Origin of the sequence: Bacillus sp. ok061 (assembly GCF_900108285.1) — a bacterium.
Taxonomy (GTDB): domain Bacteria; phylum Bacillota; class Bacilli; order Bacillales; family Bacillaceae_G; genus Bacillus_A; species Bacillus_A thuringiensis_S.
Window position 1 is genome coordinate 105,905 of sequence record NZ_FNUW01000012.1, and the last position, 24,454, is coordinate 130,358.

Consider the following 24,454-nt stretch of genomic DNA (forward strand, 5'->3'; position numbering starts at 1 on the left):
ATCAATTAACCTATATCCCAATTAAAATCAGTCTCTATTTTTATTTTTTCTTTCTCCTGAGTCGCAGATAAAACAAGTTCTTTTTCCTCACTTGTTAACATTTGAATATCTTTTAGACTAACATTAGGATGAGTTGTTATTTCTTCTAATAGAAGGTTAAATCGCCGTCCAAATTCTACTATTGTTGATTTATCAAATAAAGATGTAGCATATTCAAAAGTGAATTCATATATATCTTTATTTTCTTCAGCAATAAGAGTTAAATCAAACTTACTTGTTAGTGTATCTGTGTTTGTTTCCGTGCTAATTTCTAATCCATCCACAACTGTATGTTTTTCATCCGAATTTTGTAATACAAACATGACATCAAATAAAGCACTTCGGCTTAAATCTCTAGAAAGATCTAATTTTTCCACTAACTGATCAAATGGATACACCTGATGTTCGAAAGCTTCTAACGTATCGTTTTTCACTTTTTTCAAGTGATTAATAAAAGATTGATCTGGATTTATTTGATAACGTAATGCAATTGTATTTACAAACAACCCCATAAGAGGTAACAGATCAGCATGTGGCCTACCTGCAACTGGTGATCCTATAATGACATCCTTTTGTTCCCCATGCTTGTACAGAAAAATAGTGAAGGTAGCCATAAGTAACATAAAAGGTGTCGTATCAGTTTCTAGTGCTATTTTTTTTATTTTCCGAGTAATTTCCTTGTTTACTTGGAAATTATATTGTTCACCCTCAAAACTCTTTACAGGTGGCCGACCTCGATCATATGGTAATTCAAGAACTGGTATATCCCCTGAGAATAATTCTTCCCAGTATTTCTCATGGATATCAAATTCTTTAGAAGATAATAATTTTTGTTCCCACACAGCATAATCTTTATATTGCAAACGATTTTCCGGCAATGTTTCCCCAGCATATAAGGCCTTAAAATCATGCATAAAGATACTTAAAGACACGCCATCTGTTATGATGTGATGAAGGTCAATTACAAGTAAATAACTATTATCTTTTAGCTCCTTTAGTCCAGCCCGCATTAACGGGACCTTAGAAAGATTAAATGGTTGCAACCATTCTTTATAATCTCTCTTTATCATTTCTAGCTCAAATGTTACCTGTTCTAATACTCTCTGTACTAATTGATCCCCCTGCCACTCAAACTGTGTTCTGAGTATTTCATGGCGTTTAATAAGCTTTTCAAAGACTAATTCTATTCTTTTCCGATCCACCGTTCCTTTAAGAATAAAACAACTTGGTACATTGTATGTCATCTGTACCCCATCCATCTCTTGTAGTAACATCATTCTTTTTTGAGTCGATGAAACCGGGTATACCTCAGATTCCGGTACTATTTCTATCTCTTGCAACCTATTTTCTTTTGAATTTTTAATAAAATGACTTAAAGTTCTTATTGTTGGATACTCAAAAAGATTTGCTAATGATAATTGCACATTAAATTCTTTCCATATTTTGGCGTTGATTACAGTAGCATGAAGGGAATGACCACCAAGTGCGAAAAAATTATCCTCCACACCAATACAAGGATTACCTATAACTTCTTTCCATATATCAACTAGCTTTCTCTCCATATTATCGAGTGGTTTTACATAATTAGTAGTCTCTTCTATCGATGGCGAAGAATCTATGATTACATTCTTTGTATTACCTTTTATAACAGAAAAAAGAAATGTCATTATTTGTTCAGCTAAATTTTGCTCGTATTCTGCAGCATGGTGAATTTTATCTGAAATGTTTACTATTCCTTCTTTAGTTACTGATTTTGTTAAGTGCATTTTTATCAATGATCCACGAATTACTCCCCAATTGGCAGCTGCTGTCTTCATAGATTCAGCGATAGTTTGGAAGTCCGAGTGATAACGCTCACCAAGAAACGAAAGCATTTTTGAAAACTTCACTCGGCCATCTACAACTTGACCTAAATGTGAGAATAACGGAACATCATTAAAGTCTAAATATCCATCTGTCTCTTTATTTAAATCAAACCTACTTATTAGTTTCGTAGCAAAAAGGTGCATTTGTGAAAAAATATGTTTTTCATCTTTTATATGTTTTATCCAATTTGACAAATCGGTTGTAATTGATTGTATGTCTGTGATTTCATCTTCAGTAACTTTTAAAGTACTTACTTTTTGATAACCCTTATGAAAAAGTTCTGTTGAAAGTTGTGCATTTTTAACCATAAAATATGGATCGGTAATAATGAAACAGTCTTCTTCGGGCTCATATCCTACAATAACAAATGAATGAACAATATGATTTTTTAGATAATTCTCATCCCAAGGAAGCCAGTATGCATTCATGGTTACCACCACAGGAAATCCCGAGTATAATTGTTCTAATATAATTTCAAATCCTTCATCGGATGAATCTGTATCAAATATAGTACTTTTTATACCATGATATTTTTCTAAATCACTTACAAAATAACCAGACTCTGTATATAAACCATCCCCTAGATTTCCATTATCGACAGGAGAAAAACCAAAATCCCATAATCTAGCGTACATTAAATAATGTTTACGCTTAAACCAATTAGCTAACGTAGCAATTACATCATCAATACAATTCTGTTCAGAACTTTTACAAGGCTCAACATCATATAAGATTGAAGAAGTATAATTTCCCATTTACTCACCTCTATATTTTTACCAACAGGAAAAACTATTGTAATTTGGTTATTTCTCTATACTAAGTTGACAGAGATATGTATATCTTCTTTAAAAAGCTATCAATTATTATTAACGCATTTCATATAAAGAATCTTATTTCTCGAATCACTTTTTTATTTTAATCATTCTATAATAGGGAGGAGAATTCCCTAACTCATAGTCACCAGAATAAACACTAACATTCCAGAAAGCTAAGAGGGAAAGCTCCTTTAATCCCACAGTATAGCAAGTGTAAATTTAAACTCTTAAAAGTCGTGTTTACAATATGAAGTAATACTAATTATTTTTCTTTTCTGCTATATAAGCAGCTAGTTGTTTAATATTGCGTTTTGTATATGCAACTAAGTCGTCCGTATTAAGATTCTCGTTTTCTAAAGCAAGATCAAGCTCAATAGCTAGTAGAGAATTTCCTCCTAAGTCAAAGAAATCATCCTCTACACCGACAGCTTCAATCTTCAATATACTTTTCCATATTTCAACCAAACGAGATTCTAACTCATTACTAGGAGACATCATACTCTCCTCCTCATTCTTAGGTAAAGATCTAGGTGAAGGTAAGGAATGTCGATCAACCTTTCCACTTGGTGTTAATGGTATGTTTTCAACTTCAACAAAGAAAGTAGGTATCATATAACTCGGAACTAATTTCGCAAGATGCAATTTCAAATCAGAAATGGATACAGGTGATTTTGCTACGAAATAAGCTACAAGTTTTTTCTGCCCATCTTCATCTTGAATGTCTACTATCACTGCTTCTTTAATTGCATGATGTGAAGATAAAGCATCTAAAATTTCCCCTGGCTCAATTCGATATCCTCTAATTTTTAATTGTTCATCATTTCTACCGAGGAATTCTATATTCCCATCAGGTAACCAGCGTGAAAGATCTCCTGTCCTGTACATTTTCTCCCCTTTTACAAATGGGTCTGGTAAAAACTTTTCTTCAGTTAATCTCATTTGATTTACATATCCTCTTGCAAGCCCTTCTCCCGCAATATACAGCTCTCCTACCGCGCCAATAGGCTGAAGTCTCTGTTTTTGATTAAGTATATAAAGCCTTACATTCGGAATAGGCTTTCCAATAGGAATAGTATTATAGTTTTCACTTTCTTGAAGTGAAAACGTACTTGCGATAACTGTCGCCTCAGTAGGACCATACATATTTTCTATTTGAGTCGATAGTCGATGCTTTTTAAACTTATTAACCACCTCATGTGTCAAAGCTTCACCCGCAAGTAATATATACTTCACTTTATTTAAAACCTGGCAATTTTCATTATTAAGTGTATTTACGAAAGCTCTAAACATAGACGGTACAAAATTTAATAATTTCACATCATATTTATCTATAGTTCTTAAAATTGCTCTTGGGTTTCGATGTTCCCCATTGTCCATTATTACTAATTTACTACCTACTATGGTCCACCCAAACAACTCTAGAACAGATACATCAAATATATAAGGTGTCTTTAGTAAATACGTATCTGATTCATCCATAGGATATAAATGAGACATTGAAAATAAGAAATTCACAATACTACAATGTTCAATCATGACTCCTTTTGGTCTACCTGTAGAACCGGAGGTGTATAAAATATAAGCTAAGTTATTTGGCTTTCCAGTAACTTCCAGGTTGCTTGTATCACCAACGTACAAATTTTCTTGCTTTAAATCAATAATCTCTCCTACAAATGGAATTTCACCTACGTATTTAGATTCTGTAAGTACAAATTGAGGATTACAATCCTCTAAAATATGTTCCATTCGACGCTTTGGATATTCAGGATCAATTGGTACATATGCAGCTCCAGATTTTAGCGCAGCAAATATAGCTATAATCATTTCTACGGATCTTTCCACAACGATACCAATTTTAGTTTCCTGATCTACACCTTTTTGTCTAAGAATACGAGCAAGCTGATTTGCTCGATTATTGATATACGAATAACTGTACGGTATATCATTTGAAATAACTGCGATTTCTTCTGGTTTATTTTCAACCTGATCCTCAAAAAATTGATGAACTAATTTACCCTGAGTAAAATCTAATTTTGTATTATTAAGTTCATTTAACATCCTTGTGGATTCACTTTTACTTAAAACATTAACGTCTTCAATTTTCGCTTCAGGATTAGCTACCATCCACTCTAGCGTATTTATAAAATGCATCATAAACCGCTCTATAGTTTGCGGATAATATAGTCCTGTCGCGTATTCCAATTCTAATCGCAGACCCTCTTCTTCCGGAAATACTTCTATACTCATATCTACCTTTGAAGCTTGATGCTTAATTTCGTATGATTTAAATGTAATATCTTTTATTTTTTCTGATGTTCTTCCGATATTCTGCATTACTAACATGACATCAAATACAGGATTTCGATTAGTATGATAAGCCATGTCTAACTTATTTACTAACTCATCAAATGGGTATTCTTGATATTGAAATGCTTCTAGCGCATTTTCTTTTACTTCATTTAAGAATTGAATTATCGTCTTTTCCGCTTTAGGATGATTTCTCATAGGTAGAGTATTTACAAACATACCTATGATAGGCTCAAGATCATGATGAATTCTTCCTGCAATTGGAGAACCTACTATAATATCTTCCTGTTGCGTATACACATGCAATACTATATTTAGTGACGAAAGAAGTACCATATATAAAGTAGCTTCTCTTTCATCCGCAAAGGATTTTAATTTATTAGAAAGTTCAGGTGTTAAATGGAATACTAATCTATCACCTTCAAAAGTTTGATTTAGCCCACGTGGCTTATCGGTTGGGAACATAAGAATTGGTAACTCACCTTTAAACTTCTCTACCCAATACTCTTCAATTTCTTTCAGCCCTTCATCATGTAAACGGTTGGTTTGCCAATTGGCATAATCTTTGTATTGTATTTTAATAGGCTCTAAGGCTTTGCCTGAATATAAATCTATAAACTCTTTTTCTAACTTCGCTAAAGATACTCCATCTGCTATTATGTGATGAAGATCAAATAGTAACAGATATTGATTGAATTCTAATTTCATTAAACCGACGCGCATAAGTGGAGCCCTATCTAACTGAAAAGGACGAACAAATTCCTGTATTAGCTCTTCAATTGTTGATCTATCAGATTTATATAAATGTTCAATTCTAATATCTAAACTATCATGAATAAATTGAACTGGTTCACCTTTAATAAATTGGAATGAAGTTCTTAATGATTCATGACGTTCTACTAATTCTTTGACACATTGTTCTGCCTTTATAAAATCAAACTCACCTTCTATTAACATTGCACCTGGTATATTGTAGGCAGTTCCTATTCCAGCAAAGCGGTTTAATATATATAATCTTTTTTGTGAAGAAGAAGTTTGATAAAATTCTCTATCAGGTACGATCTCAATTTGAGAATAATTTTTCTTCCCTTCATATTTCTCTATATACTCCGCTAATAGCATAATTGTAGGCCTTTGAAACATTTCACGTATAGGTACATCTACACCTAAACGTTTATATATGTGTGAAACAACAGAAGTAATTTGTAATGAATTACCTCCTAATTCGAAAAAGTTATCATTCACACCTATTTTCTCTATTCCAAGTACTACTTTCCATATCTCAGAGAGCATTTGTTCAATTTCATTACGTGGTTCAATAAATAAAGCTGTGGATTGCTCCCAAATTGGATCTGGAAGAGCTTTCCGATCTATTTTACCGTTTGATGAGATTGGAAACTGCTCAATCGGGATGATGTATGCAGGAATCATATAAAAAGGTAAATACTCTCTAAGGAATTGGCGTACCTCTTCTACTTTAGCTGAAGAATTCATAACAACATATGCACATAAAACCGGAGCATCTTCTCCCTCTTTTTTACGTGTAATTACAATAGCTTCACCAATTTCAGGATATCGTAATAGTTGCTTTTCTATTTCTCCCAATTCAATTCGTAATCCACGAATTTTGACTTGATCATCCATACGGCCTAAATATTCAAGATTTCCATCTGGTAACCAGCGTGCCAAATCTCCAGTACGATATACCTTGTCATCTATAATAGAAGAACCCTCTTTGTTGATTTGTATAGGAACAAATTTCTCCATAGTTAACTTAGGTTGATTTAAATAACCTCTTGCTAATCCTTCTCCTGAAATACACAATTCCCCAGGAATTCCAACGGGTTGTAATTGTTGATTATCACCCATAATATAAACTTTTTGATTAGCTAGAGGTCTTCCTATTGGTAATTGATTCATAAATTCTAACTCAGCGTGCGGAACATGATAACATGTAGAATCTACAGTTGTCTCTGTAGGTCCATAAGCATTTGTTAAATTTGGTCGGCAGTTTTCATTAAATAAACCAAGGAACTTCCGTGCTAATTTCGGTGGTAATTCCTCTCCAGCAATAATAAAATGTTTAAATGAATATTCTACCTCTTCATCTATAAAATTAGTTAATAATCGAAGATGCATCGGCGTTCCATCAGCAATATTTATTTGCTTTTCTTGATAAAAATTAATTAACTCCTGCCCATCAGTTCTTGCTTCCTCAGGTACTATAAATAAACTATTTCCTAATAGAAGCGCACCAAACATGTTTTGTACTGAAGCGTCAAACTCAAAAGGTGAAACTAACCCGATTCGCATAGAAGAACTATATTTATCATATATTTCATTTTTTAACCCAAATATTAAATTTACAACACTACGATTTTCAACCATAATTCCTTTAGGATTACCTGTAGTTCCAGAGGTGAAAATAACATATGCCAAATCGTAAGGTGTACTTACTGAAGGGAAACTAACCAATTCTGTTTCAAGTAGCTCATTAAAACTTACCATACTACAATCCTGGATTTCCCTTGTAAAATCTTCACTAATAACTTCTGGTTTTACTATACAAAGTGGAGATTTACATTCTTTTAGCATTGCCTCTATCCTTTTATACGGCAAATATATGTTAATAGGTAAATAAGCAGCCCCACTTTTTAAAATACCTAGCAATGCAATTACTGCATCAATTGATCGATCCATCATAAGGCCAACAATGTGTCCTTTTCCAATTCCTTTTTTATGTAGAGAACTGGCAACCAGATCTACCTTTTCTTTTAATTGAGCGTATGTTATTTCTCTTTTGTCATCAGAAACAGCAAGCTTATTTAGATTATGCATGACTTGTTCTTCAAATAACTGTATTACCGTTAAATGATGCGGGTAATCTAACTCAGTTTGATTAAATGTAATTAACTCTCTTACGTCATTATCACTAACCCAATCTAACTCTATATGCGGTGTATTCGGTTGTAGTAAAGCTTGCTCTAACAAGTCTATAAAATGATGAACAAATCGCGTAACAGTAGATGTTTTGTATAGATGCTCATTAAAATACATATCACCTTCTATACACCCATTTACTTGACGGAAAGAGAATATAATCTCAGCATTGCTCTCACTTAAATAATTTAAATCTTGAATTTCCTCTAGCAAAATTGCAGTACGGAATGGATAATTACGCCCCTCTGGAAGGTAGTTACTCAAAACCGGTTGTAAACTTTCCAATGGGAAATTTTGATGTTCTAAAGCATTAACCATTACTGTACTAGCATGCTGGAGAATTTGTCTAAATGTCATATGTTCCTCAAGACCATGTCTTAAAACTAACAAAGTATTAATAAGGTTTGTATCACTGTCTTGTTTTAAAACAGGTGTACCAATGCATATATCTTGCAATCTAGTATATTTATTTAACAGCAAAGTAAGTCCAGCAGTAAGAATCATGTGCAATTGAAGATCTGATCCATTTGCTAACTTTAAAATCTTCTCGGACAATTCCTCTTTTAGTTTTATGCTAACATTTGATAAATTCACCTGTTTGTTTGATGTCCGGTAATCATAAGGGAAATGGCAGTCAGCCAGTTCCCCTGATAAGTTTTCTAACCAAAATTCTCTTTCCTTTATTCGTTCATTTGCGGCAATTACTTTATCTTTATTCGCTATTCGTTCAACCATAGTTACTCACTCCTGACAATAATCAATTAAAAGTTAAAATCCCCAAAATCTACTGATACCTTAACTGGTTGCAGTTCTTGAATTTCTTGTTTAAATGAAATATCTTTTAATAAAATTTCAGGATGATCTACAATTTGTTCAAAAATCTCAACATAACGCTCACATAACTTTTGAACCGTGTCCCTAGTATATAAAGAGGTTGCATATTCCATAGTCAATTCAATTGTATCTTCCAATTCAACCACTCTTAGCAATAAATCCATTTGTGCGCGCTTAAAGTCGTGATCATATGTCCTTAGTTCTAAACCATCGATAAACATATGATCTGCATCCATATTTTGCATAACAAATGAAACATCGAAAAGTGGGTTCCTATTATACGTGCCCTGAAGTCCTAATTGATTAACCAGGTCCTCATATTGACATTTTTGATGTTCAAATGCTTGTAAGACCTGCTCTTTTACTTCAAATATGAATTGAGTAAACCTTTGTTCAGCTCTTGGATAGTTCCTTATTCCTAACATGTTTACAAATACTCCTATAATATCTTGTAAATCCGCATGCGGGCGACCAGTAATTGGTGAACCAATAACAACATCCTCTTGGCCAGTATATTTACCTAGCAAAATATTATATACAGAGAGCATTAGCGTATATAATGTAGTTTCTTCTTTTGCTAATAAACGCTTAATTTTCTTGGTAACATTTGAATTAATAGTAAAGGATATTTTACTACCTTTTAGATCTAATATTTCAGGTCTTGTATAATCAGTAGGCATATTCAAGACAGGTACACCATCTTTAAATTGATCTAGCCAATACTGTTCATGTTTGAGAGCAATTTCTTTTTCTTTTTCACTCTGCTGCCATTCTGAGTAATCCTTATACTGTATTTTTAAGTTTGGTAATTTCTCTCCTGAGTAAAGCGCAAATAGATCTCTAACGAAAATATCATAGGAAACTCCATCGGTTACTATATGATGTAAATCAATAATTAAAATATGTTTTTGTTCTTCCAATCTAATTAACCCTACACGGAAATATGGAGCATTATTAAAATTAAATGGGCGAATAAATTCATTAATTATTTGTTCCACTTCAGATTCAAAACCCTCAATTTGAGTAATATGGAAATCAGCATGATCATGAATAATTTGTACCGGTTTATCATTTTTCATTTCAATAGTAGTTCTAAATATCTCATGACGCTTAATTAATTGAGTGAACGCCTTTTCTAAACGTTCAATGTTTAATTTTCCATTTAAAAGAATAACGGAAGTATCATTATAAGCTGTACTTTCTGGATACAATCGGTGTAATACATAAAATCTCTTCTGAGCTGAAGAAAGCTGATAATGAGATTTAGGTTCAGCTGGAACAATAACATCAAATTCACTCTTATCTGCCCTTGAAATATAATTTGCTAGTTTCTCAATATTTGATAGAGTAAAGAGTTCTTTAATAGGAACTTCAACATTAAACTCTTTATGAATTTTTGAAACAATAGTAATAGCCTTAAGTGAATCTCCACCTAGTTCCAGAAGATCATCATGAACACCAACTTCTGAAACTTTAAATATATTTCTCCAAATTTTTGAAAGCTTTTCTTCTACCTCATTACGAGGTGCTACATATTCAGTCAAGAGTTGTGGTCTAGAATGGTATAACGTAGAATCTAATTCTTCTTCCTTCTCATCATTGAAAGAATTTAATAACACCCATTGATCAATACGCGCTTGCAGTTCTCCTGGAGAATGAATCAGTACTTCCCCTTGTTTCCATGACAGTGCTATATTAAAAGCCTGAACTCCTTCTTCAGGTGTCATAGATAATTCATGTACACTTGCACCTATCTGCATATCTTTTTCTTCATCTTCCCAGTATTTCCAATCACTCCAATTGACACTTATCCAAGGCAGGTTGGAATAACGATTTATATATTGTGCAAAAACATCCATGTATATATTTGAAGCAGCATATGATACATAACCTAATCCACCTAAGACCGCTGAAATTGAAGACATTAGAACACAAAAATCTAAATCTTTATTTCGTAAGCACTCTTCTAAATTGAGAAGACCATAAATTTTTGCAGAAAATTGTTCCTCACAGTCCTCTTTTTCAAGTTCCTGAATTAAATTAAAAGTCTTTCCACCAAGAATACCTGCACCATGAATTACCCCATTAATCTTTCCAAATTTTTGTTCTGCCTTATGAATTGCTTCGTATAGTTGTGATTGATCTGTAACATCAGCAGCAAGTACATAAACTTTAGATCCCGTTTCTTCTATCTCTAAAACTTTACGAATTCTGTCCGAATACATCGTATTTTCCTTCAAATGCATATCCCACTCATCACGATTTGGCAGACCTGTACGTGTAAGAAGAACTAAGTTGGCTTGTACAGTTTGAGCCAAGTGTTTCGCAAGAATTGTACCAATACCTCCGAGTCCTCCTGTAATAAGGTAAACTCCATTTTTTCGTAAAGGCAGTTTCTCTTTAGCTGGCTGTTCTAGTTGTAAAGGCTCGTAAGTTTGAACAAATCTTTTATTTCCGCGATAAGCAATCATCTTATCATTCGTATTTGAAAGACATTCTTCTACTAATTGATTTATTAACCTGCTCTTCCATTCTTTGTTTAGAGGTAAAACAACATCAACACTTGAACAAGAAAGATAAGAATACTCTTGTGGAACAACTAATGACGTTCCAAGTACAGTTGATTTTTCTGGAATTAATTCTTCATCACCAATCACTTGTTGAACACCATTTGTAATAATTCGAATTGAGATTGAATCAGAGATATTCTTGTCTCCTAGTGCCTGAGTTAAGTAAAAAATTGAATAGAATCCTAAATTTTGTTTACAATTTACATATTCAATTGAGGCTTGTCTTTCCTCATCCGTAATTCCCCACATATGAACTATTCTTGTAGGTAAACCACATATTTCTTGTACTTCATCCAATAACTTAACGTAATCTGTACGTTCTTCAGGATTTATAATGAAGCGATCGTTATTCTCCTTATTAAAAGCAAAGCCAGGTTCTACTGTAACTACTCTCTCCCCTTTATTTAATAAGTCCTTAACTAGTTCATTACCTAATCCTTCTTGATCTACAAAAACAATCCATGTCTCATTCACATCATGATTTGGTTCAAACAATGTAGAACTTTTCCATTGCGGTGTATAGAACCATTCAGAAATGTTGTTATTCTTACTAATTTTAGATTGCTTACTATTAAGCTTTTGACCTAAATCATACGGATTACCTTGTAATTTATAAGATATTTTATTGAAAGAATACATTGGTAATGGGATACGTCTTCTCTTCTCATCTTTATAAAATTGTTCCCAATCTATAGAAATACCTGTTACCCACATTCGAGCGATGTGACTAAATAAGAAATACATATCTGATACATCTTGTTGAACAGATCGAACCGTATTAAATATTCTTTCATTACCATTTTCATAGTCTAAAAGGCGACTAGTAAGCCTACTAAGGTCATTTCCAGGACCAATCTCTATGAATAGACTTGTATTGTCGCTATTCAACTCTTGAATTCCATCAGAGAATCGAACAGTTCCACGCATATGTTTTACCCAATAAACTGGGTTTGTTGCTTCTTCAGGTCGTATCCAAGTACCAGTCAAGTTTGACAAATAAGGTATTTTAGGTTCTCTAAGTGTCAATGTACTAACATAGGAAGCATACTCGTCCAGAATTGAATCCAGTTCGTGTGAATGTGCTGCTCCTTCTATTGTTACTCGCATACACATTAAACGCTTTTTCTTTAATTCATTTTCAAAATCTACAATTGCTTCTTCTGTCCCAGAAACTATACAAGCTGGACCATTAACTACCGCTAAAGAAATGGTATGTTGATATTCTTTTTCAAAAGAATTAATTAAATGAATTAATTCCTCTTCTGGAAGCGGAACACTAAGCATTACCCCTGCAGGAAGACTACTCATTAGCTGACCTCTTTTTACAACTAATTTAAATGCATCTTCCAAAGTAAATACTTCTGCTAAACAAGCAGCCACATATTCGCCAAATGAATATCCAATCATTGCTTCAGGTTTAATTCCCCAACCCATTAATAGTTTCGCAACTGAGTATTCAAACGCGAAAAGAATTGGTTGACTAAATTCCATTCTTTTCAATTTTTCCGTTGCCTCATCAATACTGAAAGTAGTTGGGTATAACACTTCTTTCATGTTTACATTCGTAACAGATTGAAGGATTGCAAAGCATTCATCCATAGCTTCACGGAAAATTGCCTCTTGTTCGTATAATTCTAACCCCATGTTTACATATTGCGATCCGTTCCCAGAAAACAGGAAGTTAATTTTAGGATGTTCCTCTTTTACATTTGCATATTGTACTCTTCTTCCTTCTGGCTGGTTTAATTGTTCAATTCCCTCTTGGGTACTGGAGCAAACTAAAGCTCTCCTATGCTTGAATTCCTTACGTCCAATTTGCAATGTATAACTAGCGTCTGCCAAATTCACATGAGGATTCTGTTCAAGGTGATTTCCTAAATTCAAAGTCATACGATCCAAAGCATCTTTCGATTTTGCCGAAATCATTAACATCTGGTATGGTCTACTATTTGAGGTTGCTTCAAGTTTTGGTGCCTCCTCCAAAATAATATGTGCATTTGTACCACCAATACCAAATGAACTAACACCTGCACGTAATGGTTTATTATCCTCTTTCCACTCATTTAATTGTTGATTTACATAAAACGGCGTGTTTTCAAATCCAATTTGCGTGTTTGGTTTTGTAAAATTCACACTTGGCGGAAGAACCTGATCTTTCATCGCAAAGACCGTTTTAATTAGTCCAGCAACACCGGACGCTGCATTTAGATGGCCCACATTTGCTTTAACAGATCCAATTGGTACAGATTGTTTTTCATTAGAGTTAAACACTTCACTAAGCGCCTTGATCTCAATGGTATCTCCTAGTTTAGTAGCAGTTCCGTGTGTTTCAATATAGGAAATGGACTCAGGTTCTACATTTGCTTCATGTTGCGCCATTTTAATAACTTCTACTTGGCCCTCTACACTAGGTGCAGTGTAACCAATTTTCCGATTCCCATCATTATTAATCGCCGTTCCTTTTATTACTGCATGTATAGTATCCCCATCATTTATAGCTTCCTGTAAAGGCTTCAGAACAACAATCCCAACACCGTCTCCAAAAAGCATTCCATTTGCATTTTCATCAAAAGGACGACAATGACCATCTGAAGAAAATAGCATTCCTTCTTGGTAGGTATAACCTGCTTTTTCAGGTTGAGTTAATGTAATTCCTCCAGCTATAGCAATATCACAATGCCCCTGTAATAATGCTTGGCATGCATTATGAATAGCCACCAATGATGTTGAACATCCCGTAAAGATATTCATACTTGGTCCTTTTAGGTTAAATTTGTAAGAAATTTGAGTGCTTAGCGAGTCTTTGTCGTTAAGTAATGAAATTAAAAATTGTCCAGCTGGTTCATTTGCCTCTGAAAGAGTAGATAACACTTGCCAATATAAGTTAGGAGATGCGCCACTATATACACCAATTAGGCCCGGGTATGTCTCAATATTATATCCAGCATGTTCAAGGGCAGACCACGCACATTCATGAAATACTCGTAGTTGCGGATCCATTAATGATGCATCTTGAGGTGTATAATCAAAGAATGGAGCATCAAAATTATCAGTTCCCTCTAAATACCCTTTCGCTTTAACATAATTAGGGCTTTTTACTTCCATAGGATTCACACCAGATTCAATTAACTCTTCATCTGTAAAAAATTGAATAGACTCTGTTCCAGACTTTATATTTTTCCAGAATTCATTTACATTCTGTGCTCCAGGAAAACGTCCATCTATTCCTATAATTGCAATATCGTTATCTTCTTTCGTTTTTCGATTAAAACGTTTTGTATGTTTAATTTGATTCTTTTGCTTATCTCCACTTAAGTATCTCGCTAAAGAACGAATACTTGGATACTCAAACATAACTCCAATTGAAATCTGTTTTTCTAATCTATTAATTAATCTCTCATGAATTTGAATTATATGAAGTGAAGTTGCACCAAGATCAAAGAAATTTTCATTTACATTTACAGTATCAACACTGTAAAACTCTTTCCAAATTCCTATAATTATTTCCTCTACTTCATCTTGATTTCTGAACTTATCTCCCGTTTTCGTTTGAGTTTCCAATTCAGAAATTCGTTTACGAGAATTCAGATTAATCCATTGATCAAAACGTTTATTTAAATCTCCTGAAGAAATAATTACCTGATTTAAACCACTTAAACCAAGCACACATTGGAATGTTTTTTGTCCTTCCTCAGATGTCATTTCAAGTGCTTCTATACTTTGAGCATTGAATATTTTATTAACCTGTTGAGCTCCCGTATACTGCCAATCTCCCCAGTTAATACTGGTCCATCGATTATTAGATGTATTACTCACTTTGTCTGAAAAACTATCTAAGTAAAGGTTTGCTGCTGAATAGGCTACAAAACCTAATCCACCCAAAATAGGTGAAAGTGATGAAACAAGATAACAAAAATCAAGATCATAATTACTCAATAACTTATCAAGAACTAGCACACCATGTACTTTAGGAAGAAATTGCTCTTCACATTCAATCCTACTTATCTTTTCCATTGGACACTGAGCTGATTTAACACGTAAGACACCTGCAGCATGAATTACCCCATTTATGTGACCAAAATTAGCCTCGGCCTGATGAATCACGTTTCTCATCTGCTCTTCATCAGCTACATCTGCAACAGCTGTCATTACTTTTGCTCCCAATGACTCCAACTTCTGAATATGGTTAATACGTTGACATAATTGTTCATTTTCAATCTGTGATTGAAGAATTTGATCCCATTCTTTACGATCAGGAAGAGCTGTTCTACTAACTAATATTAGTTTAGCCTTTACTGTACGCGCCAAATATTCTGCTAATTTAAGGCCCACTCCTCCCATTCCACCAGTAATTAAATAAACCCCTTCCGATCGAATATTCGGAATTTTTGAAGCTAATTCATTTTCATTTATTACTAGCATTTCACTTACTTTTTCATCAGGTATAGGCTCATAAATTCGAATGTAACGAGTATTATTTCGAATTGCTATTACAGTGTCAATAATGTCCGTTTGAATCTCAGAATATAAGTTTGATATTAATGCTTCTTCATTATCAGACAACGTAAAATCTACACTACGGCATCTAATATTTGGATACTCTTGCGGAAATACTTTTATAGGAGCCAAAAGAGTAGATTTTTCTGCAATAATAGACTCGTCTCCTACTACCTTTTGCATATTATTCGTCATAACATTTATATTGATAGGATAAAGTAAATTAAAATTACTAATTGTCTTTGCAAGTGATATTAATGAATAGAATCCAGTATCTAAGGTCTCGATACCTAAATCCTTATTATCGACATTCCATAGGTGAAGAATCTCCTCTGGTAAACACTCTTGTTTTTGTAGCTCATTAAATAACTGATAATAATCTTCTTGTTCAGTAGGGCATATTGTAAATTCATTTAAACTAATCTTTTTATATGAAGGACCCACACCGACTGTTATAACACGATGTCCATCTCTTCCAAGTTTTTCTTTAAGAGCTAAGCCTATATGCTCATTGTCTAAAAATAACAACCAACTTTTAGTAGATCCTTTAGTTACATCTACAATTTCTTTTTCCATCCACCCTGGAGTATAGAACCACTCAGCTATATTAGAACGTTTCTTTATCGATGTTTCTTCATTATTAGTTATATTTTGCTGTTCAGCTGGATCTATCCAATATCTCTTTTTCTCAAAAGGATATGTTGGTAAGGCAATACGTAATCTATATTCCTCTTCATACAGTTTACTCCAATTAATTTCTACGCCTAACTCCCACGCTTGTCCCAATACCTCTAACAAGTCGCCTTGCAAAATAATCTGATTATTATTAATTTCAGAATTTAATAACTCTCCAATATGTACAATCACAGAATTAAGATCTACATCCTTAACTTGTGTTAGAAGTTCTACTTTTTCTCCATGCGCCCATTCTGCCTGTAACTCTGTATAGTTTTCAACTAATGGATTCAGGACATCTTCTGACTTAAGAGATTTATTATAAATATCTGAAACCATTCCAGCTAAGCCTGTACCAATAATGTTAGAAGGACGTACATCACATTCAATTAATACATCAATAATCGATTGCAAGCAGACGAAGAAGGTTAAATCTTCAACCAAGCTATCATCTGTTCCTTTAAAGAATGCTTCTTTCAATGCTTTTCCAGTATACATTTGGGCATTAGTCATATTACGCTCAAATACTTTTAAGAATAATGGTTCCTTTTGGTATAGTTCTTTTACATTCTCAATAATTGATGAGTATTCGCTAGGTAACACAAATACCAAATCTGGATTTTCTTGCGTTTTTACGTGAAAATCTTTAACTGTTTTTAAATTGTCTATGGCGCTATCTATATCCTTACATAAGACCGCTCTTCTATACGGAAATGGTCGACGGCCAGTTTGCAATGTGTATGCTACATCTGCTAATTCAACATCTTTATTAGATTCCAGATATTGAACCATATTTACTGTAGCATTATTTAAAGCTTCTTTTGATCTAGCAGAAAGAACCATTAGTTTTTTCTCTCTAGTAGAAGCAGAACTTTTAACTTTAGGGGCTTCTTCTAATACAATATGAACGTTAGTTCCACCATATCCGAAAGCACTTACACCAGCTCGAAGAAGATCATTATCATCACTTTGCCAATTTACCAAATCAGTATTGATATAAAATGGGCTATCTATAAAATCAATTTTCGAGTTAGGGCGCTTCACATTTAAAGTTGGCGGGAGTTGTTTATGTTTCATAGATAAAACTGTCTTTATAAGTCCGGTCACCCCTGCAGCTGTATCTAAATGACCTACATTACTCTTAACAGAACCAATTGCACAAAAAGATTTCTTGTCCACATCTTGAAACGCTCTCTTTAGAGCCTCTACTTCGATAGAATCCCCTAATGGCGTTGCCGTCCCATGCGTTTCTATATAACTAATTGTAGAAGGATCAACTTCAGCAAAACTATGAGCTGCTTGAATTACTTCAGCCTGTCCCTCAACACTCGGAGCAGTATAGCCTACTTTTCGACCACCATCATTATTTGCTGCTGATCCCTTAATTACACCATAGATTGTATCCCCATCAGCAATCGCATCTTCTAATCTCTTTAGTATTACCATACCTACACCATCACTAAAAACTGCACCCTGGGCTTCTGCATCAAAAGTACGTACTTTGCCATCCGGTGAACTTGTCATTCCTTCATGGTATTTATAACCATTCTTTTTAGGATACGTTATAGATACTCCACCTGCAGCTGCAATAGAGCATTCTCCAGTTAACAATGATCTACATGCAAGATGAATGCTCAAAAGAGATGTAGAGCATGCTGTATATAATGTAAAACTCGGTCCCTTAAGTCCCAGCTTATAGGATGTAAGCGTTGAAATTGCATCTTTATAGGAAAGAGTACCTGCCTCTGAAAACTCAACCACACTATCACTGTTTAATAATGGCGTGTGCTTCATCCAATTAAAATTAGTAGATGCTCCTACGTATAACCCTATTAATCCTTCATAATCAAATGGATTATAACCTGCCATCTCTAATGCTTCCCATGTTGTTTCCTGTAACATACGGATTTGGGGATCCATTATTTTCGCTTCTCTAGGTGTATAAGCAAAAAAGGATTCATCAAAATATTCTACTTCCTCCAAATACCCTTTTGCTTTCACAAAATTAGGATGTTGTAAAACATCTAAATTAACACCTTCTTTAATTAACTCATCTTCAGTAAATGTAGAAATTGAATCAACACCATTTTTTAGGTTATCCCAGAATTGGTTTATTTCATTTGCACCTGGAAATTTACCTGCCATTCCAATAATCGCTATTTCCAAACCAGTTTTACTATCATCTTGATGCTTCATTTTCACTTTCCTCCTATTTTGTTTAATTCGGATTTTCTATGCTTTACATACTCTTAGCTACAATACTTAGAGCTAATACTCCTATTTCATAAACTTAAGCAAAAGAAAAAACACATGAAATTACCCATAAAGTAGCTAAAGTGATTTACATACCTGACAGAAAACAAAAAATTTTAATTACGATTTCTATTCCTGGATTTCAATGATATTTTGAGCAATCATTTTTATTCTAAAAACCTAATACTTTGGTAATAATTCTGTTAATATTACACTTTATGTAGTTAGTAACATATTCACAAGAAGTTTTCTTTAAGAAATTAATTTGTAGAGTAATAATTTTGTAGGGGATCTATGTTATAAAATTAAGCATACTTTTTCCAATATCATATAGAAAAAAACAAAAAAGTGACATACAGTGAATATTGAGAAATAAAATTCATTTATTCCATATCTAACCAAAATAGAACGAATTTTCAATTTTAAATTAGATTTTCTTGCATTTATAATTGCATTCTCTATAAATCATCTATGGTGAGCTTTTGAACTTTAAACATAAATGAAATTATATGTGAAATTTTTTAATTTAGATGAGGATCTATACGTGAATCCATTTCAGAGGAATTACATATGCTACAGATTTAATATTCTTCATAAAGTTATATACATAAACTAAATTCCTTCAAACGTTTTAAGAAAATATTGAGTATGAACATCGTTAGTGGAACGGTTCCTACCGAAGCCAAACTTATTTCTAGGATTGCTGACTTACAATTATGCATTGTACGACTCCTAAGACAGACCAAATAAGTTCCATATGCTACAGTACTGTTTATCCTTCCGTTATGTTTCGCTATGCACATACAATATTTTCATCTTATACCCATAACTAATGTCCTGCAGACACTTTATATTATCTTCAAACCCACTATTTCACTAAACTGTAAAATTAAAACCGCTAAATTTCCGAATAAACTGAAAACTCATGAGAAATTGACAATAAATCTCAATAAGATCTTTTCAATATATCTTAACTTCAATCTCATGGAATCAGGACTCAATAATGATGCTATACAGGGGAGTATTCTATTAAGTAGAATTACAGAAACGATTCTGCTTATGTAGGATAAATTAAAAATTTTCCATTTGATCCTTTAACCTTTGTAAAAATCAGGTATTTAAATGTTATAAACAAAAAACGTAGGAATATTTAATTCCTACGTTTTTCATAAATAAATTTAATTTATTTATACAATTCCTCAAATTCGTCAATCTCAGCTTTACGCTTTAAAAATAGTTCCATATCTTTATTTTCTCTTTCTATTAACCCCAGAGCATGTGTATCATCCAAGGCTAACTCCTTATATCCCCATATATAATCTATAGTTGTATCTTTAACCTGTCTGTGTTCTGCACAATACCATTCTAAAGGTTGTAACGCATCGGATATTTTAAATAATTCTGCTGGATACCATGATGGCATATTTTCACGTTCTCCTAAGATTAAATATGTTAACTCACCACTTTGTAATTTACATATTCCATAAACAATATACTCTTTTTCAATGGTTAAATTAAATGTTTCCTCTGTTATCTTAGATAGGGCATTGCCGGTATTATATAAACAAGTTACTTTCATAACATATTCCCCTTATTTATTTTTATCTTTAAACTTAAAATTCAACCGTTTCACCTGTCCCCACATCAACTGCTTGATAATAACAAGCATAGCGTTTAAAAAGAAATTCATAATATTGCAGAGGTACAGAAACGAGTTGAGATATAAAGAATCAATATGAAAGAAAATCAAATTGATATAATATAAACCGCAGGAATTAAATATTTCCACAGTTTTATGTTTATCGTTTTACGACAGAAGACTCCCTCCTCAATTTGTGTGAAGGTGAGATAGCACCAGCAAATAGGTGGGAGATGAATGTCGGTTGGCGTAAGCCAACATGTTTGCTATTATATACTTGTACAGATCGCTCTTTGAAAACTGAAGATATAAGGTTGGTTGCAGAAAAACGTTGCAATCGTAAAATCTTCAACGTTCTACCATCCCACGTTTGCCGAAGTTGCGAAAACCAAGCTAAAGTAGGTAGCGTGATGAGTCAACGTACAAGATACTTCTGTTTTCACCGTAGGGACTACGGGCTGAGCCTGCTAAGATAACTGGTGGATACATCGGTGTTCGCAGGAATCTCCCACTTCAAACAGTCCGTAAGGACGTTAAGTGGTGAGTAGTTCAACTAAGGTCCGTTTAATTATTTTACAACAATATAGAATTTACTTAGCATTTTTTCTTCTGCAAATACTTATCTTTCAATTTTTATATCCTTACACCATATTTCTAATTCCATAGGAGGCATAACTATATTACAGGTATATAATTTCAAGCCCTCTTTTTCTACTTCACCGATTTCAATATCATGAAGAAAATATGGTAACTGTTCATATGTAAATGTTTTTATTGGCTTTTCTTTTACATATCCCAAGCTATGTTTGAAATCTATTCTATAGCAACCGCTAAATTGAAAATCTACGTCCTCATTTTCATCCTTATAAGTTAGGTGTACCTCATCACCAAAATAGTCGCATACTAATTTAGTAACCCATGCATCACAATAGTGTAACTTTTCAAATTCTGCTTGTATTCTCTGTACGTTCATTTTCGACCTCAATTCTTACTTTTTATATGGAATATGAGCATCTGGACTTTTAGCATCTACTATACTCCCATTTACATCTAATGGATTTTTATTCTCATCATATAAATGTACATGATCATATTTTGTTACTTTATCTGGTGGATCTATTCTCATCCTTATTGTACCATTACCATCTCGAACATGAACAAACCCATTATTCTCTGTGTATTTCCATCCTTCAGGAAGTTTTTCTAGTATTTCTTTTTTAGACATATTGGGTATATTTCGAGCATTTATTTTACCAAAAGCATTTGTGTACTTTGCAGCCGCCTCTAATGCTTTACCTTTCTTTTCAAGGTCACCAATCTTCCCTACAACTTTACCGATAACCCGTGTTGTACCACCAGATACGACGGCCAATGTGCCCCATGCATAATCGTCTGGACCGTATTTTTGACCTGTTACTAAGTCTTCACCATTGATAAGTTGTCCAATTTCTTTTCCTGTACCAATTATTGGTGTAATACCCAATACGAATGATAAATCCCCATCATTCGCACGATTATAAATACGAGATGGATCTCCACCTAAATCACGCAATGCGTTATTCAAATTAATATTCCCAATGTTAGCTGCCGCTGCAGGGATATTATACTTATGTTGGGCAATTTTTGAAGCTGTTCCCATAAACGCATTTCCAAAGTCTAATCCTGTATTAACATCATTATAGATACCTGGTACTCTTTCTTGAAATGCTTGTAAATCTTTTGCTATAACTGGAACATTTTTTCTTGTTACTTGTACAAGTTCCTCCATCCCAGGTTTCGCCGCATCTATAGAGTGTTTTAATCGAATCGTACTTGTTGCAATGTTTCCTAAATCCTCAAATGTACCATTGTCGTGTAATACTTGCTGAATACGCTTATGACTCTCTGCTAATTCATGAAACGCATCTGTAGTTTGTTTTAAATACACATTAAATTGATCCTGGAACTTTAATACGTTTTGTGTATCTTCCATGATGACTGCATAAATTTGATTATTAAACTCTACCATTTGATCAAGAGATTTTACCACTTCTTGCTGGAATCGAAGCATTTCCTTAGACCCTCTAAGGATTAATTCTGAAAAATGCTTTGCTCGGTCTTCTGCATATTGTCCAAGATCATCACCATAAATTCCAGCTCTTTTTGCATCAGCCTGAAACATTTCTATCAGCTGTCGCATCTCTTCTTTTGTTAAGTGGTCCCAGTCATTCTTAATTTTTTTTCCCAGGACTTTCATTTTTTGATCAAATTCTAGTATTTGTTTTTTCTGTTCTTCTAGGTCATGTTTCGCATCTTCAGCGTCTTTTGCAACATTATTCATCAATTCAATTGAATCAGTGGTACTATTTTCTAAATCTTGTAGAGTTTTTAATGTGTTATTGAGTAAAGGCTCGTCACTTTTGATGTATTTAAAAACACCTTCAAAAATTTTCAATTTACCATTTAATAAAGATAACGGTGTCTTTGCTTCTTGGTCAAAAATAATGGCATCATGGATACGTACATACCCTTTTTCACCTTTATATTTTACTTCATACCAAGAACCAACTTTTCCTGTTACTTCTATTAATTCTCCAGTATTTACTCGCTTTGCTCGTAAAACTTTCTTTAAGTCTGGTTCTGGATATACTTTTTTTACAAGAGATTCTAACGTGATCCAACCTTTTATCATTTCTCCATCATTATTAAAAGAGAAAACCTTGTCTTTATAGGTAAAATCTCCTGTTTGTAAGGCACCATTTGGATGTAACAGATACCAATCATATTCTAATTTCATCCAACCACTTTTTGGTTCACTTTCATAACTAAAGTAGTACGGTTTTCCATCTACTTGTTGCATACCTCGGGATAAGATACCACTTTTATCAAAATAATGCATTTTACCATCAATATACTGAATACCTTTTTGTAACGCACCGGATTTATTCGCATAATATTTCGCGCCACCTATATCAACCCAACCGGTTTGCATAAAGCCATCAGGTCCAAAATAGTATTGTTTATTATCAATAGTCTGAAGGCCTGTTACACGACTTCCATTTTTTAAATAATACGTCCATTTCCCCTCTTCTTGCACCCATCCTTTTGCATTATCAAATAACAACATAGATTTTAATTGTTGGAAATCATAATACACATTATTTACGTTCTCAATTAACTCGTGAATTTCTTTCTCCTGGTTTTTAATTACATTTGGAGGAAAGTATTTTTCTGGATCTTTTTTATACTCCGTTAGTATAAATCGCGTGAGGCTTGTTCCTTCTTTTACAACATCCCAAGAACGTGTGGGATTTTCTCCTATGACTACGGATTCAAATATTCTTACATACCCTATTTCTCCTTGGTATTTTACTTGATACCAAATACCTTGTTTACCAATAACCTCTAATATATCTCCGTCTTTTACAGGCTTTGATTCCAATAAAAATTTTGTTTCTGGTTTAGGATACATTCTTTTAATTTTAGAACGTAATGTAATCCATCCTTTTTCCATTTCCCCATATTTATTAATTTCAAATTGTTTCCCTTGATAGGTAATAACACCTGTTGCATATTTCCCATCACGTATATAACTCCAAGCTGTTCCTGAAAAACTCCATCCGGTTTGTAATTTTCCAGGTTCTTTATAATGAATCCATTCATTTCCGACTTGTTTTTTCCCTTCAAACAACCTACCATCTTTGAAGAATTCATATTCTATTCCATCTAATGTGATTGTTTCTGTTCTTTTACTGCCATCTTTTTCATAATAATACCAATTCTCTTTCTCCTTCACCCAGCCTACTTTATTTAAAACTTCGGCTGCTGCTGTAAATGTTGGTGCATAGGTAGAGAATAATAAAAATAATGATACAATAAGTCCTATGACTTTCTTCATACTCGCATCTCCTTATCAATTCATTAAAAACTTTTTAATTATATATTAGATTTTAATGTTATTAAAAATATTCAATATAAATATGTATAATTGCATATTTATATTCTTGATAGTGCGATCCCAATCATACTGGGAAGGATTT

7 protein-coding genes are annotated in these 24,454 nt (G+C 33.4%); all 7 read right to left on the reverse strand.

The annotated features are described in order from the left end of the window. Positions 1-5: 5 nt before the first annotated feature. Positions 6-2,660: a condensation domain-containing protein gene (locus C4S65_RS17335; protein WP_103945338.1), complete on the reverse strand. Its 2,655-nt coding sequence runs from the start codon at positions 2,658-2,660 to the stop codon at positions 6-8. A 318-nt stretch (positions 2,661-2,978) separates the two neighbouring features. Then, positions 2,979-8,702, reverse strand: a complete 5,724-nt coding sequence (locus C4S65_RS17340; protein ID WP_103945339.1) for a non-ribosomal peptide synthetase — start codon at positions 8,700-8,702, stop codon at positions 2,979-2,981. Positions 8,703-8,728: 26 nt separating this feature from the next. Next, positions 8,729-18,739, reverse strand: coding sequence for a type I polyketide synthase (locus tag C4S65_RS17345; RefSeq protein ID WP_103945340.1), 10,011 nt, complete (start codon positions 18,737-18,739; stop codon positions 8,729-8,731). Positions 18,740-19,979: 1,240 nt separating this feature from the next. Beyond that, positions 19,980-20,375 carry a hypothetical protein gene (locus C4S65_RS17350; protein WP_061663546.1) on the reverse strand — a complete coding sequence of 132 codons (396 nt, stop codon included), beginning with the start codon at positions 20,373-20,375 and terminating at the stop codon, positions 19,980-19,982. 220 nt (positions 20,376-20,595) lie between these two features. Further along, entirely contained in the window at positions 20,596-20,787 is a 192-nt protein-coding gene (locus tag C4S65_RS34420) for a hypothetical protein (RefSeq protein WP_181032135.1), read from the reverse strand. 267 nt (positions 20,788-21,054) lie between these two features. Further along, entirely contained in the window at positions 21,055-21,408 is a 354-nt protein-coding gene (locus C4S65_RS17360) for a hypothetical protein (protein ID WP_061663545.1), read from the reverse strand. Between the two features lie 15 nt (positions 21,409-21,423). Beyond that, positions 21,424-24,312: a pre-toxin TG domain-containing protein gene (locus C4S65_RS17370; RefSeq protein ID WP_142391549.1), complete on the reverse strand. Its 2,889-nt coding sequence runs from the start codon at positions 24,310-24,312 to the stop codon at positions 21,424-21,426. Positions 24,313-24,454: the final 142 nt, after the last annotated feature.

Coding starts and splice junctions, on each gene's coding strand:
- C4S65_RS17345 (WP_103945340.1), bottom strand. CDS start 18,739: ATGAAGCATCAAGATGATAGTAAAACTGGTTTGGAAATAGCGATTATT.
- C4S65_RS17335 (WP_103945338.1), bottom strand. CDS start 2,660: ATGGGAAATTATACTTCTTCAATCTTATATGATGTTGAGCCTTGTAAA.
- C4S65_RS17370 (WP_142391549.1), bottom strand. CDS start 24,312: ATGAAGAAAGTCATAGGACTTATTGTATCATTATTTTTATTATTCTCT.
- C4S65_RS17350 (WP_061663546.1), bottom strand. CDS start 20,375: ATGAAAGTAACTTGTTTATATAATACCGGCAATGCCCTATCTAAGATA.
- C4S65_RS17360 (WP_061663545.1), bottom strand. CDS start 21,408: ATGAACGTACAGAGAATACAAGCAGAATTTGAAAAGTTACACTATTGT.
- C4S65_RS17340 (WP_103945339.1), bottom strand. CDS start 8,702: ATGGTTGAACGAATAGCGAATAAAGATAAAGTAATTGCCGCAAATGAA.